This is a genomic window from Pseudomonas sp. UC 17F4, assembly GCF_900101695.1.
Lineage (GTDB): Bacteria > Pseudomonadota > Gammaproteobacteria > Pseudomonadales > Pseudomonadaceae > Aquipseudomonas.
In genome coordinates, this window is sequence record NZ_FNKV01000001.1 from 117,136 (window position 1) to 133,641 (window position 16,506).

The window sequence follows — 16,506 nt, forward strand, 5'->3', positions numbered from 1 at the left end:
TCGACTTGCCCCGCGATCAGGCTTCACACCAGCTCTTGCTGGCGCAACTCACTCTTCAGGTAGGCGTAGTAAATCGGCCCGGCCACCACCCCCGGCAGCCCGAACGCCGCCTCACACACCAGCATCGCCAGCAGCAACTCCCACGACTTGGCACTGATCTGCCCGCCAACGATCCGCGCATTGAGGAAGTACTCGACCTTGTGGATAACGATCAGATAACCCAGCGCCGCCATCGCCACCCAGATCGACAACGACAGGCCGACGATGGTGATCAGGGTGTTGGACATCAGGTTGCCGATCACCGGCAGCAGGCCGAGCAGGAAGGTCAGCACGATCAGGGTCTTGGTCAGCGGCAGGTGCACACCGAACAGCGGCAGCACCACGGCGAGGAAGATGCCGGTGAAGAAGGTGTTGAGCAGGGAAATCTTGATCTGCGCAAAGACGATGTTGCGAAACGCCTGCACCAAAAGCGCCAGGCGGTTGAACAGCGCCGCCGCCAGGGGCTTGCGCTTGGAGATGTCGGGAATGCGCTGCAAGGCGACGATGGCGCCGAGGATCATGCCGATCAGCAAGGTGACGAACATGTGCGCCGCGCCCTTGCCCACCAGTTGCAGCTCGCCCAGGTGGGTCTTGAGCCATTCGCCGATGGCCACCTTGAACTCCGAGGCACTGGCCGGCAGGTAGGCGTCGATGAACGGCGGCAGTTGCCCGCGCGCCTGGTCGACCAGGAGCATGAACTTGTCCAGCGATGCCCCGGGGTTTTCAGCCTCGTGCAGCAAAAAACTGATGGCGCCGGCAAACAGCAAGGTCAGGGTGCTGACCACCAGAGTGCCGAGCAGCGCGACCGCCAGCCAGCGCGCCCGTTGCCCGGCAATCAGGTGCTGCAGCTTGGGTGTGAGCATGTTGACCAGTTCGAACACCAGCAGCCCGGCCAACAGGCTTGGCAGCAACTTGAGCGGCAACACCAGCAACAGGCCGGTGAAGACGATGATCCAACTGGCCAGGGTGATCTGGCGCTGAGTAAAGGTCATACAACCTCGAAAGGCGACGGCATGGAAAACCGGCAGTCTGCCAGCCTTCGCCCGGCAGGCATAGTGGCACGCAGCGGCGTTGCGGCTGGTAATGCCGCCCTGATGTTTCTATGATTGCCGCCCCCAATGGAATGGCGGCGCCGCGCTGGCGCATTCGCAGGCAGGCGAAACAGGAATCCCTCTGTGCCTTCCCACCTTCAAGGCACAGAGTTCAAAACCATGCGCAAACTGCTTGTCCTGCTTCCCCTGTTGCTGCTTGGCGGCTGTTCGGAAGATTTCGCCACCCTGCATTTCGCCCAGCCGGTAAGCGCCTACTATGGCGACCTCAAACAGCAGTACGGCGATGACCTGTACCAGGCCATCCTGAAACTGGGTATCGACCCGAAGGACATCGAGGTCGAACTCGACAATGACCACCGCCAGGACTTGCTCATCAGCGTCTCGCGCTCGCTCGATGCCGGTAAGCGTCAGGCCCTGCGCGAGTTGTTCGACGAAATTCCCCGGGCCCGAGCGGCCACGTCCTGGGAAGTCGACGTCACCCTTGAACCGCAGTCACTGGAGCCCCAGTACCAGGTCTGGCGCGAGGCGCTGGAAAAGATCAAGGGCCCGGTCACCCTCGAGATCAAGCTTGGCAGCCGTATCGAAGCGCTTTCCACCGCCACCCTCATGGACAGCATCCAGGCCGCCGAGAAAAAAAGCGAAGTGTCGAGCATCATCACCTGCCACGTGCTGGCCGAAGTCTCGCGCGGGCCATTCAAGCTCAGGTCGATCGTGCAGCTCGAGGAAGGTCCGTCGGAACGTGCGCAGGTGGTCATCGAGTACGGTCAGATGCGTTATGCCACGGTGCCTGCACAGTTCGACTTCAAGGACCCGGTCCTGAAGGAACGAATCCGCAACGGGCAGATCAAGGCCTGGCAAGCCGAACGGACGCTGCAGCGCAATCCGTACGGCCCGTTCGAGATGGCCTTCGAAATCGGCTCGCTGGGCAAGCAGAGCGTTAACCTCTACTCAGGCACCGACCAGCGCATCAGCATGCTCCAGAGTGACTGCCGGGAGCTGGCCGACCACGCCGGCCGGCCGTTCTCGCTGTTTATCGGCCAGGGCCTGGACCGGCTGGAGTCGGTGACTTACGCCAACTGACGCAGGTTACTTTTTCTTCAGGCAGTCGCTCATGTACGCCTTGCGCTCATCACCCTTGAGCGCTTTGGTGGTGGCGTCGGCGTTGCAGGTTTTCATTTTGTCCTGCTGGGTCGCAGGCTTGGCTTTCAGGCAGGTGCTCATGAACGCCTTGCGCTCGTCGCCCTTGAGCGCCTTGGTGGTGGCATCGGCGTTACAGGTTTTCATTTTCTCCTGTTGCGCCGTGGCGGCAAATCCTTGGGAACACATCAGCAAACCGAGCAACAGCAACGGCACACGCACCATCTTCATGGCGTTTTCTCCTGGTCGCTGCGCACCACGCGCAGCCTTGGCCGAAGTGTAGACAAATATTCTTACAAACCTCCAGCGCGAGCCTGCCGCCGGTACTGCTCCGGGGTGCAATGGGCCTGGCGCTGGAACATGGCGATAAATGCCGAGGCGCTGCTGTAGCCCAGGTCGAAAGCAATCTGCTGGGTCGGCAGGTTCTGCTCAAGGGCCTCGATGGCACGCAAAAAGCGCAGGCGCAGGCGCCATTCGCCAAAGCTCATGCCCAGCTCGCGAATGAACTGCCGGGCCAGGGTGCGTTCACTGACATGCACGCTGGCCGCCCAATGGCCGAGCGGGCGATTGTCGCCAGGCTCGGCGTGCAGCGCCTGCAATACTTCAGCCAAACCGGCGCTGCGGGCGTAGGGCAGGTAACAGGTCTGGGCCGGGGCGCGGCGCAGTTGGTCAACCAGCACCTGGGCCAAACGCTGGTCGGCTTCATCTTCAGGCACCTTGACGTCACGGGCGGCAAAATCGCCGAGTATGGCTTTGAGTATGTCACTGATCACCAAGGTGCAAGGCTCGCCTGGCAGCCCTTTGCACATCTCGCGATCCAGGTACACCGAGCGATAGACAATGGCCTGGGGGTTGTAGCAGCTGTGCTCGGTATCGGGCGGCACCCACACCGCATAGTGCGGCGGCGAGATGAAGCGCTGGCCGGCGATCTCCAGGTGCATGATGCCGTGGGCCGCATAGTTGAGCTGGCCCCAGGCGTGCCGGTGGGCGGCACTGTGGGTGTCGGCGCCGAATTCGTCATAGCGAAAGTACACCGGGGCCGGCAAGGTCTCGAATTGCGGGATGTTCAGGTACTTTATCGGCATGCTGTCTGGATCTATGCGCAGGTTGTCTGGATACAAGTATAAGCAACGGGACAGACAAGTGGATAATTGCCGCCTGTATCCTCAAGAGTTCCCGTTTCATGAATTATGCGTTTCCGTTGCTGGCAATCTTCATCTGGGCCGGCAATACCGTGGTCACCAAGATGTCCGCCGGGGCGATCTTCCCGGCCGAGATCGGTTTCTATCGCTGGCTGCTGGCCGGCCTGCTGTTCACCCCCTTCCTGCTGCGCCCGGTGTTGCGCAACTGGTCAGCCATCGGCCCGAACCTCGGCAAGATCTTCATCCTCGGCGTGCTCGGCATGGCGGTGTACCAGAGCCTGGCCTACTTCGCCGCCGCCATCACCAGCGCCACCAACATGGGCATCATCCTCTCGCTGATGCCGTTGATGTCCCTGGCCCTGGCGATCATCAGCCTCGGCCAGCGGCTGACCATCGGCGCGCTGATTGGCGCCGTGGTGTCGTTCGTCGGTGTGCTGGTGGTGGTCTCGGCCGGTGATCTGGCGGCGTTGGTGCAACACGGCGTAAACAGTGGCGATGCGCTGATGCTGATTGCCACCCTGGCCTATGCGGTGTACAGCACCCTGCTGAAAAAGTGGCAGTTGCGCATCGCGCCGCTGCAACTGCTGTACCTGCAGGTGCTGGTGGCGATCATCGTGCTGTTTCCGCTGTTCGTGTTTTCACCGAAGACCGGCCTGGGCGCTGGCAATATCGGCCTGGTGATCTATGCCTGCGTACTGGCCTCGATGATCGCGCCGCTGGCCTGGATGCAGGCGGTCAGCCGCCTCGGCCCGAGCCGCACGACGCTGTTCTTCAACCTGCTACCGGCAGTCACGGCAGTGATCGCCGCCATGGTGCTGGGCGAGCAACTGGCGCTCTATCACCTGGTCGGCGGGGTGATGACCCTGGTCGGGGTGATCCTCGCCGAACGCTGGAAAACACCCCTGCACCGCCGCGCTACAGCCCCGCAGCCTTGAGCCTGGCGGCATGCTCGGTGAACAGCCGCACCGGCTCCGCGCCCTTGCCCACCGCCCCTAGCGACTGGTTGACGATGTCCAGGTGATCGAGCGGATAGTCATCGCCGATCACCTGGCCCAGGTGCGAACTGAAGCGCCCGACCATGCCGTCGCACTGGCCCTTTTCCCGTACGAAGGTGCGGGCGAACAGGCGGCAGAAGCGGTTGCTGCCATCCAGGCGGTTGAGACCGCGATCGGTCAGGCCCGGCTGCAAGGTGCCGGACCAGGAGTAGTAACGCACACCATTGACCTGGGCCGGGCCCTCGCCGCCCCAGGTCGTCGGCAGACCCTGTGGATAAGCCTGGTTGAAGCGCGCCACGCCGGCACTGGTGAGCGACTGGTGCGAGGCGTGCACGTCGATCGGCAGTTTCGGTCCGCGCCAGCCGGTTTCCAGCCAACCCATCAATACCGCCAACCCGTGCAGCAAAGCCTTGAGCACACGGCCGCGGGCAGAGTGGGCGGGGTAATAGTCATGCAGGTGATCGGCCAGCTCCGAGCCGTGATTGGGCCCGGCAATCGAGGTGACCGAGGCCACCCATTCCGGCCGTTTGGCCGCCGCATAACGCGCGGTCAGGGCGCCCTGGCTGTGGCCGAGCAGGTTGACCTTGTCGGCGCCGGTACGCTGGCGGATATCGGCGATGATCAGCAGCAACTGCTCGCCGCGCACTTCGCAGGAGTTCAGCGGCGAAACCTGCACGGCAAACACCTGGGCACCGCCCCGGCGCAACGCCGAAACGATCCCGAACCAGTAGGGATACAGCAGCAAGCGGACAAACCCGAGCATGCCCGGCACCAGCAGCAGTGGATAACGCGTGGCGAGCCCTTGGGCCATGGCTGCATTCCCCGTTCCGTGGACAGTCGGCCAACCCTACAGGCAATTCGATGGCAATCGCAATCGAACTCCCGCCGCTCGCTGGGGTTCCAAGCCAATAGACCCTCAGCAAGGAGCTCAACCATGTACAAGCATACCCTGGCCATTCTGCTGACCACCGCCACCCTGGCCGCCTGTGGCAGCCGGCCGGAGAACCCGGTGGACTACGTCACCTACCACGAGGAACCGCTGGTCAAGCAGGTCGAGAACGGCATGACCATGCAGCGGGTGATTGCCATTGGCGGCAGCCCCTCGACGGTGATCGACCTGCCCCATGGCGGTACCTGCAACAACTACATCCTCAACCGTGACGGCAAGCAGCAGGCCTACTACGTGCGCTTCGACGCCACCGGCCATGTCGACGCCAAGGGCTTCAAGACCTGCGAACAACGCCAGGTCGACGACGATGCCGTCGACAAGGCCAAGGCCAAGCTATAAAACTTTTCCGCGTGCCGGGGACTCACAGCTTAAGTAACCAGCGCGCCGACAGAGCGTGAAGATCGATCCGTTTTCAGCCTGGAGATGATGATGAGCAACGTTGAACTGACCGATGTTAAAACCTTGCGCGAACGCGCCCGCCAGCATGTCGAGCAGGGCGCGGTGACCGAGGGTTACAGCGCCGACCGGGAGAAAATCCTGCGCCTGCTCAACGAGTCGCTGGCCACCGAGTGGGTCTGCGCCCTGCGCTACAAGCGCCACTACTACATGGCCAGCGGGATCAAGGCCAGTGTCGCCGCCGACGAATTCCTCGAACATGCCACCCAGGAGCTGCAGCATGCCGACAAGCTGGCCGAGCGCATTGTCCAGCTGGGCGGCGAGCCGGACCTGAACCCCGACAACCTGAGCAAGAACTCCCATGCCCAGTACGTCGCTGGCAACAACCTCAAGGAAATGGTCCTGGAAGACCTGATCGCCGAGCGGATCGCCATCGATAGCTACCGCGAGATCATCCAGTACATTGGCGAAAGCGACCCGACCACCCGGCGCATCTTCGAAGATATCCTGGCCCAGGAAGAAGAGCACGCCGACGACATGGCGGATTTACTGCAAGGTCTGTAGACCTTATCGCGGGTCAAGTCGGGTCGCCACACCGCCGCTCCCACAATGGAACTGAGTGCACCAGACCTGTGGGAGCGGCGGTGCGACGACTCGACTTGACCCGCGATTGCTTCCCCTCAACCCCTCTTCACCGCCCGCGGCGCCTTGCCAGCCTTCATCTGCTCCAGCAACGGTGTGCACTGGTTGGGCACATCACCACTCGGCGCAATCAACGCCAGCAACCCCGCTGCCGGCCCGGCAACCACGCCCAACGCCACCATCCCCGCACCCCGCAGCGCCAGCGGCAGCGCCTGCACGCCGGCACTGGGCTTGGCAAACGGCCCGCGCACATACAGCGGCGAGCGCAACGAGAACAGGCGCACGCCCTTGGATTCGGGGTTGATCTTCAGGTCCAGTTGCTCGCTGGCAAAGTTGGCCGTGCCATCGATGTAGATGATCGCGTTCTCGGTATCGAAGACGAACACCCGGGTCGTGGCCAAACCGTCCTTGATGCCGAAATCGGCTGCCGCGCAGTTGATCTTCACTTCCTTGTCGCCAAACAGCTTGCCGACCACGTAGTTGCCGACGTTGAGCCCGGCGATTTCCATCAAGCCACGACTGATCGCACCGTCATTGATGAGCATCTTCAGGTCGCCATTGGCGGTGGCCAGCAAGGCTGCGACCGAGTTGCCGCGCCCACTGATGTCGGCGTCGCCATTGAGCTCGCCGAAGCTGGTCTTCATCGGCTCGAAGGTCGGGAACAGTTGCTTGAGCTTGAAGTTGCGCGCACTCAATTGCGCCCTGCCCTGCAACGGCACGCTACGGCCATCGAGGCGTACCTGGGCGTCGAGTTTGCCGCCGGCGATGCCAAAGCGCAGCGGCTCCAGGCGCAGCACACCGTCATCGAGGACGAAGTGGCTGGACAGGTCAGTGAACGGCAGCTCGGCACTGTGCACGATGCGCTTGCCGCTGAAGGTCACGTCGGCGTCCATGGTCCGCCAGCGTTCGGTACGAAACTCCTCGACCGGCAACACCTTGCCTGCCGGTTGCTTGCTGGCACCGCCGCGAGCTTTCTGCTGGGCATTGGAGTCGGCGCCGATCAGCGGTGCGAGGTCTTTGAACAGCAACTGGTTGGAAACCAGCTTGCCGGTCAGCTTCGGCCTTGGCTGGCTGGAGACGAACGCCAGGTCGCCATGGATATCGCTGTCGCCGATCTTGCCGTTGAAGCCTTCATAGCGAAACACCGCGCCACCGGGTTCATGCAGCTTGGCGGTCAGATGACCGTCGGTGGCGTAGGGCGGCGAATCGGGCAGGGTCACGCCGGTCAGCGGATACAGGTTAGCGAGGCTTGCGCCCGACAGGCGCAGGCGCAGGTCGAGGGCACCGAGGTTGCGTGGGTCGGTGAGGGTGCCGGCCACGGCGATGCGGGTATCGCCAATGGCCATGTCGGCCTGCAGCGGGAACGGTTGCGAGGCGTCCTGCAGGGCCAGCAAGCCGCCGATCTTGCCGGTACCGGCCAATGCCTGGCCTTTGTAGCGACCCTTGAGTTTGAGGCCGAAGGCGTAGTCCTGGGCGGCACCGGCCTTTTGTGCCGAAGCCTTGCCGACGATATCGCTGAAAGGGATCGGCTTGCCCAGCGGGTCGATGAGCACGTCCAGCCGGGTCTTCAGGGTCTGGTCATCGAGGCTGACCTGGCCCTTGTCAAAGCCGATGGCGCCGATGTCCAGCACCCACTTCGACGGCTCTGCCTGCTCATCCTTGGGGCCGAAGTCGAAGGTCCAGTTGGCGCGACCATCGGCCAGGCGCTTGAGGCTGGCGGTCGGCTGGTTGAGGTCGATGCGCGCAATGACGATCTGCTGCAGCAGCAGCGGCAGCGGCGCCAGGCGGAACTCGACGCGCTTGAGGCCGACCATCTGCGGCTCTTTGAGCCAGTCGGGGTTGCCCAGGGTCAGGTCTTCGGCGATGAAGTGCGGCCATGGCAGCCAGGCGCGCCAACCACCCTGCTCCGGCTCGCGCTGCCAGCGCACCGCCAGGTTGCCGTTGATGGCGAAGGGCCGGTGCAGCGCTTCGGACACCTTGGCATTAAGGGTGGGCTTGACCCGGTTCCAGTCGAAGGTGGCGATGACGACCACCAGCACCGCCAGCACCAGCAGCAGGCTGGCGAGGGTCCAGGTGATGATTTTGGCGGGGCGCGTCATTGCACGATTCTCCTGATGACTGCATGGCAAAAAGCGGGCGCGTTGAGGGCACTTATCTGTTCGGACTGATGAAACGCCGAGGGGTTTAATCGATTGGCCATGATAACCAGGTTTTTTCTGACCTTTTTCTCAACTTTTGTCGATTGTTAGCGTGTTCGCCGACCTCGGTAACGGCTCCGCCGCAGTTGCTCATGGCGCCACAAACCACGTTCTAGAGCGGCTGGCGCGAAGCATCAATTGCGTTGATTGTTACCATTATCTTTATGAACTTTTATCTGGCGTTTCCCGGCGTAGCATTGGTTCCGTACCCACTTTCCAGCCCCGCCGAGGAGCACCGAATCATGAAACGCCAATTACTGCTGAGCCTGTCCCTGTCCATCCTGGCCGCCAACGCCTTTGCCGTACCTGCCGCCGACCAGGCGCTGACCGCCGAAGCGCGTTCGAGCTCGACGGTCATTTCGCAACCGCTGAACCCGCTGGCCGAAGGTGGTTCCGATCGCCTGCTGGAACGTAACAACCGCGTTGCCGAAGGCGGTGCTGATCGCCTGAATGACCGGGTCAAAGTCGCCGAGGGTGGTGCTGATCGCCTGAAACAGTATTACAAAGTAGCCGAAGGTGGTTCTGAGCGTCTGAAAGCACGCTTCGAGGTCGCAGAAGGTGGCTCTGATCGCCTGATCGAAAACCAACGCGCGAGCTGAAGCCTATGCCAGACAACAAGACACACCAGCGCTGTAGCAGCTCCCCTCCCAGCCCGGTCCATTGACCGGGCTTTGTTTTTCTGGCGCCAGGCTATTAGAGTGCAGGGCTGTTTCACTGCCTGCCGATACTTGCCATGCTGCCGCGCGCCGAACAAAAGCAACAGACCCGCCACGCCCTGCTGGATGCCGCCCGCCACCTGATGGAGAGCGGTCGAGGCTTCGGCAGCATCAGCCTGCGCGAAGTGGCAAAAACCGCAGGCATCGTCCCTACCGGTTTTTACCGGCACTTTACCGACATGGACCAACTGGGCCTGGCCCTGGTCAATGAAGTGGGCGAAACCTTCCGCCAGACCATCCGCCTGGTGCGCCAGAACGAATTCGAGCTGGGCGGCATCACCGACGCCTCGGTGCGGATCTTTCTCGATGTGGTGGCGGCCAACCGTGCCCAGTTCCTGTTTCTCGCCCGCGAGCAATATGGCGGTTCGCAACCGGTGCGCCAAGCCATCGGTACCCTGCGCCAGGGCATCAGCTCGGACCTGGCCACCGACCTTGCGCGCATGCCGCGCTGGCAGCATCTGGACGCCGCGGCCCTGGCGGTGATGGCTGACCTGGTGGTGAAAACCGTGTTCGCCACCCTGCCGGAGCTGATCGACGAGCCAAGCGACAACGCCGGTGAACCGATCAGCGCCCAGGAGAAGATCACCCAGCAGCTGCGCTTCATCTTTGTCGGTGCCAAGCACTGGCAGGGGCTCAGTGCGCTGTAGGCAGTCTGCTGTGCTGGCTGTACTGGCCTCATCGCGGGGCAAGCCCGCTCCTAGCCCGCGATGAGGCCGGCAAAGTCAGCGCCTTTTCCTGCTACCATTGCGCGCAAACGCACCGACCGCGACGAAATTTTCCATGCCCGACCTTCGTACTGCCCAGCCTGAACTGCCCGCCCTGCTCGCCGAGGTCCAGGCGCACTTTGACCAGCGCATCGTGCCGCTGTGGCAAGGCCCGGGCTGGAATGCAGAGATGGCCCTGCCCTTCGAAGCCCTCGACCCGCAGCAGCAACCCATGCCGGTGCAACGCTACCGGGCCATGGCCTGCGCGCGCCAGCTGTACCTGTTCAGCAGCCGCATCGAGCAACCCGGCGCCAGCGAACGCGCCGCCGCGCTGTTTCGCTCGTTGCAGCGGCATTTCCATGATGCCGAGCACGGTGGCTGGTTCTACAGCATCGACGCCCAGGGCAAGCCGCTGGACCGGCGCAAAGACCTCTACACCCATGCCTTCATCGTGTTTGCCTGCGCGCATTACTGGGGCAAGGTGCATGAGCCACTGGTCGAATCGGCCCTCAATGCCGCGCTGGAAGTGGTAACCGAGCAGTTCGCCCGTGATGACGGCCTGTACGAGGCGAGCCTTGGCGAAGACTGGTCGGACCTGGCCAGCGGCCCGCTGCAGAACCCGCTGATGCATCTGGCCGAAGCCTTCCTCGCCACCCTCTCGGTGCGTGACGACGAGGCTGTCGAACAAGCCCTGCAAAGCCTGGCTGCGGCGATGCAGACACACTTCATCGACCCCGTACACGGGGTGATGCTGGAGAAACCACGCGGGGCTGTGGATAACTGGTTCGAACCCGGTCACCAGTTCGAATGGTTCTACTTGCTGGAGTCTTCACCGCTGCTACGCGGTAGCGAGCTGCATGCCTCGCTCAGCCGCGCATTTGCCTATGCCGAACAGTGCGGTGTGAAGGACAGCGCCGTGCTGGCCATGCTCAGCGCCGAGGGCCAGGTGCGCGACGCCACCCAGCGCATCTGGGCCCAGGCCGAATACCTGCGCGCCCTGACCTTGCGCCCGGCCAGCGCCGCCACGGTGCTGGCCCAGCTCAAGGCGCTGCAGCAGAACTTCCTGCATGACGGTGGCTGGCATGAGTGCCGCGATGCCAGTGGCAAGGTCAGCCGCGCCGATATGCCGTCGACTACGCCTTACCACCTGGCGACTTGCCTGGAAGGGCTGCAGCGTCAGGTTTGACGCTGTCGCGGGTCAAGCCTTGCCTGAACGATCGATCGAGAACCCTGCCCACGCCTGGCTCACCGGCATCAGCTCAAGGCTGTTGATGTTGATGTGCGCCGGCTGGTTCATGATCCAGAAGATGGTCTCGGCGATATCCTGCGGCTGGATCGCCTCGGCGCCGGCATAGGTGGCATCGTAACGCGCCTGGTCGCCAGCGAAACGCACCAGCGAGAACTCGCTCTCGCACAGGCCCGGCTCGATATTGCTAACCCGCACGCCAGTGCCCTGCAGGTCGCAGCGCAGGCTCAGCGAGAACTGCCCGACGAACGCCTTGGTGCCGCCATACACATGGCTACCCGGATAGGGGTAGTTGCCGGCTACCGAGCCGACGTTGAGGATGGTCGCGCCACGGCCGTGGGCGATCAGCCGCGGCAGCAGCAGGCGGGTGCTGTACATCAGGCCCTTGATGTTAGTGTCGACCATGGTTTCCCAGTCGTCCAGATCGCACTTGGGCGCCGGGTCGGCGCCCAGGGCCAGGCCTGCATTGTTGATCAGCCCGCGCAGCTTGGCGAACGACGGTGGCAGGTTGTTGATGGCTTCTTCCATGGCCTTGCGGTCACGCACGTCGAGTACCAGGCCGTGCACTTCGGTTTGTTGCGACAGCTCGGCACACAGCGCTTCCAGGCGCTCCTGACGGCGACCGGTCAGCACCAGCGACCAACCGGCTTGCGCAAAACGACGGGCGCAGGCTTCGCCGAAGCCGGAAGTTGCGCCAGTGATGAATACGGTAGAGGTCATGCGGGTCTCCTTGATGAGGCTGATCACAGGGGTTGCAGCATGCCCGCGGCCGCGTTCGGCAGCAAGCAATTCGCATCACTGTACAAAAAACGATCAAAGCTGTGAAAGCCCCGGTATAGAAGGCCTGCGGCAAGCTTTACGCATGTTATCCACAAGCCCTTCCACAAAATCCGGGGGCAACTCGAAAACCCTGCAAGCCGCGTAATCCGGGGCTTGCGCAAGTATTTCCCTTGACCTCTGGCGCAGGCCTTGACCTAAGGCCGGCAACAGGCGTCGAAGGCGTGGATTTCCATGATGGCTCCAGGCCTGTAACGACGCTGTCTTCGCCGATCTTTCCAAGGCTTGCCCACAGAGTTATCCACAGGCCGGAAGCGCGCTTTAATCGCCATTTGCGCTAAGGACAAAACACTTGACAAACCCCGATGCGAAAGCCGCGAAAAAACCTGATCAAAAAACAACCACAACTCTGGAAGCCTTGTAAACAAAGGGCTTCAGCAAGCTGCACCCAAGTTACCCACAGTCGGTTCCACACCAATGGTGGACAACTCAAACCTCTATGAAAACGCCCGCTGAAGCGACGTTCTGTCGCGCCCAAAAGAATGTCTGGACAATGTTTTCCACAAAACTGTGGACAAAAAAACGCCCCGTCAGCCGGGGCGCTTTTTTTCACCAACGATCAGTGCCCGCCCAAGTAAGCGTTGCGCACCTCCTCGTTGACCAACAGCTCCTGGCCAGTACCGGTCATGCGGATATGACCGTTGACCATTACATAGGCGCGGTCCGAGAGCTTCAGCGCATGGTTGGCGTTCTGCTCCACCAGGAAGATGGTCATGCCGGTCTGCGCCAGCTCGCGCAAGGTGGCGAAGATCTGCTTGACCACGATCGGCGCCAGGCCCAGCGACGGCTCATCGAGCAGCAGCAATTTGGGCCGGCTCATCAAAGCCCGGGCGATGGCGAGCATCTGCTGCTCGCCGCCGGACATGGTCATGGCGCGCTGGTTGCGCCGCTCCTTGAGCCGCGGGAACAGTTCGAACATGCGCTGCATGTCCTCGCTGGCGAACTTGTCGCCGATCGGGATGGTGCCCATCATCAGGTTCTCTTCCACCGACATGTCGGGGAACACCCGGCGACCTTCCGGCGACTGGGCAATGCCGTTGGAAGCGATGTAGTGCGACGATTTGTGAGTAATGTCGGTGCCACGGTAGATGATCTGCCCGGCTGCCGCCCGCGGCTGGCCGAAGATCGACATCAGCAGGGTCGACTTGCCGGCACCGTTGGAGCCGATCAGGCTCACCGTTTCGCCTTCATCGATGTGCAGCGAGACTTTCTTCAGGGCCTGGATCGGCCCGTAGAACACGTCGATCTCTTTCAGTTCGAGGATCGGTGTACTCATACCAGTTCCTCTTCATCGGCGCCCAGGTAGGCAGCAATCACCGTCGGGTTGTGACGGATGTCCTGTGGCGCGCCTTCGGCGATCACGTTGCCGTGGTCAAGCACCACGATATGGTCGGAAATGCTCATGACCATGCCCATGTCGTGCTCGATCAGCACCACGGTCAGGTCATGTTCGTCGCGCAGCACGCGGATCATTTTGCTCAGCGCTTCGGTTTCCTGCGGGTTGAGGCCGGCAGCCGGTTCGTCGAGGCAGATGATCTGCGGCCGCGTGCACATGGCCCGGGCAATCTCCAGGCGCCGTTGCTGGCCGTACGACAGCTCACCGGCCAGGCGGTTGGCGCAGTCGACCAGGTCGACCACTTCCAGCCAGTAGAAGGCATGGTCGAGGGCATCGCTTTCGGCCTTGCGGTAGCCCTTGGTGTTGAGCACGCCGGCCAGCAGGTTGCGGTTGACCCACATGTGCTGGGCCACCAGCAGGTTCTCGACCACCGACATTTCCCGGAACAGGCGAATGTTCTGGAAGGTCCGCGCCAGCCCTGCGCGGTTGACCAGGTGAGTACCGCCAAACATCTTGTAGTGCAGGCGGTTGATGAAGCGCTTGGGCGAGACGAAATCGCCCAGCTGAAAGCGTTCGCCCAGCAGCTGGATGACATTGGTGCGGGTGCCGCGCAGGTTCAGTTCGATCTTGCCGCCACTGGCCTTGTAGAAGCCGGTCAGGCAGTTGAACACCGTGGTCTTGCCGGCGCCGTTGGGGCCGATCAGGGCGAAGATCTGGTTGCGTCTGACCTTGAGGCTGACATCGCTGAGCGCCTTGATGCCGCCAAACTGCATCATCAGGTTTTCAACCGAGAGAATCACGTCATCGCTCATGGCGCCACTCCTTTACGCGGGACTACACCGGTACGGCTGATACGAATCAGGCCGCGCGGTCTCCAGATCATCATCAACACCATCAGCACGCCGAACAGCAGCACCCGGTACTCGGAGAAGCTGCGCAATAGCTCCGGCGCCACGGTCAGCACGAACGCAGCAATCACCACGCCGACGGTCGAGCCCATGCCGCCGAGCACGACGATGGCAAGGATCAGCGCCGACTCGAAGAAGGTGAACGACGACGGGTTGACGAAGCCCTGGTAGCTGGCAAAGAACACCCCGGCAAGGCCGGCGGTAGAGGCGCCGAGGGTGAAGGCCGAGAGTTTCACCAGCACATGGTTCAGGCCCATGGACCGGCAGGCGATCTCGTCTTCGCGCAGCGCTTCCCAGGCGCGGCCGACCGGCATGCGGGTCAACCGGTGCTTGATGTACAGCACCGCCAGCACCACCAGGAACAGCACGATGTAGATGAACAGGAATTTCACGTTGGGGTTGTAGGCAATGCCGAAGAACTCGTGGAACGGCACCCCGCCGTCCTTGGCCCGACGGCCGAACTCCAGGCCCATGAAGGTTGGCGACGGCACCGGCATGCCGTTGGGACCGCCGGTGAACGACAGCCAGTTGTTGAGCACCAGACGGATGATCTCACCAAAGCCGAGGGTAACGATGGCCAGGTAGTCGCCATGCATCCTCAGCACCGGAAAGCCCAATATGCACCCGGCCAGCGCCGCAGCGATTGCCGCCAGGGGCAACACCGTCCAGAAGCCCAGGCCCAGGTACTGGTAACCCAGGGCCAGGCCGTAGGCGCCGATGGCGTAGAAGGCCACGTAACCCAGGTCGAGCAGGCCGGCAAGACCTACCACGATGTTCAGGCCCAGACCCAGCAGTACGTAGATCAGGCCGAGGATGACCACGGTCAGCAGGTACTTGTTGGCGAAGAATGGGAAGACGATGGCAATCACGATCAGTGCCGGAATGATCCAGCGCAGCCGCGACTTGTAGTCCGGCGCCAGCACGTGCACGCCGGAACCACTGCCCTCGAAGCCCTGGAGAATCGACTGGCCCTTGGGCGTCTGCAGGAACAGGCTGAGGAAAAACCGCCCGACCATCACCCCGGCCACCAGCCAGGCGACACGGGTCGGTTCAAGGTTGAAGCTGTAGCCGTCGAGCACCACGCCGACGATGGGCCCGAAAACGATCAGGGAAATCAGCCCGGCGAGGACCGTATCGATCAGGCTGCGCTTGATATCGAATGTAGTTGTTTTGGCAGCAGACATACTTACACCTTCGCCACGAGTGGGCGACCCAGCAGGCCTTGGGGACGGAAGATCAGGATCAGCACCAGTAGCGAGAAACTGAACACGTCTTTGTAGTCGGAGTTGATCAGCCCGGAGAACAGCGACTCGGAAATCCCGAGGATGATCCCGCCGAGCATGGCGCCCGGCAGCGAGCCAATGCCACCGAGCACCGCGGCGGTGAAGGCCTTGATGCCGATGATAAAGCCCGCGTAGAAGTCGAAGGTGCCGTAGTTCATGGTGATCAGCACGCCGGCCAGGGCCGCCATGACAGCACCGATGACAAACACATAGGAGATCACCCGGTCGGTGTTGATACCGAGGATCGAAGCCATCTTGCGATCCTGCTGGGTGGCCCGGCACATGCGCCCGAGCTTGGTGAACTTGATGATGTAGGTAAGCGCCGCCATGCCGACGAAGGCCGCCACCAGGATGAAGATCTTGGTGTAGGTCAGTTGCACGAAACCGGTGCCCACTTCGACGCGCCAGGCGCCTTCAAGCAGGGTCGGTACGCCTTGCTGGCGTGCGCCCTGGCTGATCTGCGCGTAGTTCTGCAGGATCAGCGAGATGCCGATGGCACTGATCAGCGGCGCCAGGCGGGTGGAGTTGCGCAGGGGTTTGTAGGCGATGCGTTCGATGGTCCAGCCGTAGACTCCGGTGACCACCACCGTGAAGATCAGCGTCCCGAGCATCAGCAAGGGGAAGGATTCGATACCGAAATACGCCAGCAATGCCAGGCTGATTGCCGCCAGGTACGCGGAAATCATATACACCTCGCCGTGCGCGAAGTTGATCATGCCGATAATGCCATAGACCATTGTGTAGCCGATGGCGATCAGGCCATAGACGGACCCGAGGGTCAGCCCGTTGACCAGTTGCTGCAGGAAAATACCATCCATAACGCAATCTCACGTATTTGAGATTGCACAAGCGCCGACTACGGTGAGCCCCGGATGAAGCGGCCCTCGCAGCGCAGGGTTGTGCAGATCTACGAGAAAAGACAGGTA

Annotated in this window: 17 protein-coding genes; 7 read left to right on the forward strand and 10 right to left on the reverse strand. The window is 62.2% G+C overall.

Annotated elements, in window-relative coordinates:
* Positions 1–23: 23 nt before the first annotated feature.
* Positions 24–1,031, reverse strand: a complete 1,008-nt coding sequence (locus BLR26_RS00540) for an AI-2E family transporter (RefSeq protein ID WP_045196927.1) — start codon at positions 1,029–1,031, stop codon at positions 24–26.
* 219 nt (positions 1,032–1,250) lie between these two features.
* Between BLR26_RS00540 and BLR26_RS00545 the strand changes: the two genes are divergently transcribed.
* Positions 1,251–2,171: a hypothetical protein gene (locus BLR26_RS00545; protein ID WP_143013252.1), complete on the forward strand. Its 921-nt coding sequence runs from the start codon at positions 1,251–1,253 to the stop codon at positions 2,169–2,171.
* A 6-nt stretch (positions 2,172–2,177) separates the two neighbouring features.
* On the opposite strand, the gene BLR26_RS00550 is transcribed toward BLR26_RS00545, so the two are convergent.
* The gene (locus tag BLR26_RS00550) at positions 2,178–2,459 is read right to left on the reverse strand and encodes a PsiF family protein (protein WP_045196923.1); all 282 of its coding nucleotides are present in this window, start codon (positions 2,457–2,459) and stop codon (positions 2,178–2,180) included.
* Between the two features lie 62 nt (positions 2,460–2,521).
* A complete protein-coding gene (locus tag BLR26_RS00555) occupies positions 2,522–3,313 on the reverse strand; it encodes an AraC family transcriptional regulator (RefSeq protein WP_093376659.1) in 792 nt (263 codons plus the stop codon).
* Between the two features lie 98 nt (positions 3,314–3,411).
* Here BLR26_RS00555 and BLR26_RS00560 point away from each other — a divergent pair, with 98 nt between their 5' ends.
* Positions 3,412–4,305 (forward strand): DMT family transporter, encoded by an 894-nt coding sequence (locus tag BLR26_RS00560; protein ID WP_093376664.1) that lies wholly within the window; start codon positions 3,412–3,414, stop codon positions 4,303–4,305.
* Here the strand turns inward: BLR26_RS00560 and BLR26_RS00565 are convergent.
* Positions 4,286–5,176, reverse strand: coding sequence for a lipase family alpha/beta hydrolase (locus BLR26_RS00565; protein ID WP_045196917.1), 891 nt, complete (start codon positions 5,174–5,176; stop codon positions 4,286–4,288). The genes BLR26_RS00560 and BLR26_RS00565 overlap by 20 nt on opposite strands.
* Before the next feature lie 123 nt (positions 5,177–5,299).
* Between BLR26_RS00565 and osmE the strand changes: the two genes are divergently transcribed.
* On the forward strand, positions 5,300–5,653 hold the full coding sequence (gene osmE, locus BLR26_RS00570) for an osmotically-inducible lipoprotein OsmE (protein ID WP_045196915.1): 354 nt from the start codon (positions 5,300–5,302) through the stop codon (positions 5,651–5,653).
* A gap of 90 nt (positions 5,654–5,743) precedes the next feature.
* On the forward strand, positions 5,744–6,274 hold the full coding sequence (locus BLR26_RS00575) for a ferritin-like domain-containing protein (protein WP_045196913.1): 531 nt from the start codon (positions 5,744–5,746) through the stop codon (positions 6,272–6,274).
* 116 nt (positions 6,275–6,390) lie between these two features.
* On the opposite strand, the gene BLR26_RS00580 is transcribed toward BLR26_RS00575, so the two are convergent.
* Entirely contained in the window at positions 6,391–8,451 is a 2,061-nt protein-coding gene (locus tag BLR26_RS00580; RefSeq protein WP_093376669.1) for an AsmA family protein, read from the reverse strand.
* A 341-nt stretch (positions 8,452–8,792) separates the two neighbouring features.
* Here BLR26_RS00580 and BLR26_RS00585 point away from each other — a divergent pair, with 341 nt between their 5' ends.
* The 3 genes from BLR26_RS00585 to BLR26_RS00595 all read left to right on the forward strand — a co-directional run bounded on the left by BLR26_RS00585 (position 8,793) and on the right by BLR26_RS00595 (position 11,156).
* Positions 8,793–9,149, forward strand: coding sequence for a hypothetical protein (locus BLR26_RS00585; RefSeq protein WP_093376673.1), 357 nt, complete (start codon positions 8,793–8,795; stop codon positions 9,147–9,149).
* 134 nt (positions 9,150–9,283) lie between these two features.
* On the forward strand, positions 9,284–9,913 hold the full coding sequence (locus BLR26_RS00590; protein ID WP_045196907.1) for a TetR family transcriptional regulator: 630 nt from the start codon (positions 9,284–9,286) through the stop codon (positions 9,911–9,913).
* Positions 9,914–10,046: 133 nt separating this feature from the next.
* Positions 10,047–11,156, forward strand: coding sequence for an AGE family epimerase/isomerase (locus tag BLR26_RS00595; RefSeq protein WP_093376676.1), 1,110 nt, complete (start codon positions 10,047–10,049; stop codon positions 11,154–11,156).
* Positions 11,157–11,168: 12 nt separating this feature from the next.
* On the opposite strand, the gene BLR26_RS00600 is transcribed toward BLR26_RS00595, so the two are convergent.
* The 5 genes from BLR26_RS00600 to BLR26_RS00625 form a co-directional block, all read right to left on the reverse strand.
* Entirely contained in the window at positions 11,169–11,936 is a 768-nt protein-coding gene (locus BLR26_RS00600) for an SDR family oxidoreductase (protein WP_093376681.1), read from the reverse strand.
* A 676-nt stretch (positions 11,937–12,612) separates the two neighbouring features.
* Positions 12,613–13,329: an ABC transporter ATP-binding protein gene (locus BLR26_RS00610; RefSeq protein WP_038997425.1), complete on the reverse strand. Its 717-nt coding sequence runs from the start codon at positions 13,327–13,329 to the stop codon at positions 12,613–12,615.
* A complete protein-coding gene (locus BLR26_RS00615; RefSeq protein WP_038997426.1) occupies positions 13,326–14,201 on the reverse strand; it encodes an ABC transporter ATP-binding protein in 876 nt (291 codons plus the stop codon). Before BLR26_RS00615 ends, BLR26_RS00610 begins: the two co-directional genes overlap by 4 nt.
* Entirely contained in the window at positions 14,198–15,481 is a 1,284-nt protein-coding gene (livM, locus tag BLR26_RS00620) for a high-affinity branched-chain amino acid ABC transporter permease LivM (RefSeq protein WP_045196897.1), read from the reverse strand. Before livM ends, BLR26_RS00615 begins: the two co-directional genes overlap by 4 nt.
* A gap of 2 nt (positions 15,482–15,483) precedes the next feature.
* The gene (locus BLR26_RS00625; protein ID WP_010221625.1) at positions 15,484–16,398 is read right to left on the reverse strand and encodes an ABC transporter permease subunit; all 915 of its coding nucleotides are present in this window, start codon (positions 16,396–16,398) and stop codon (positions 15,484–15,486) included.
* Between the last annotated feature and the right edge of the window lie 108 nt (positions 16,399–16,506).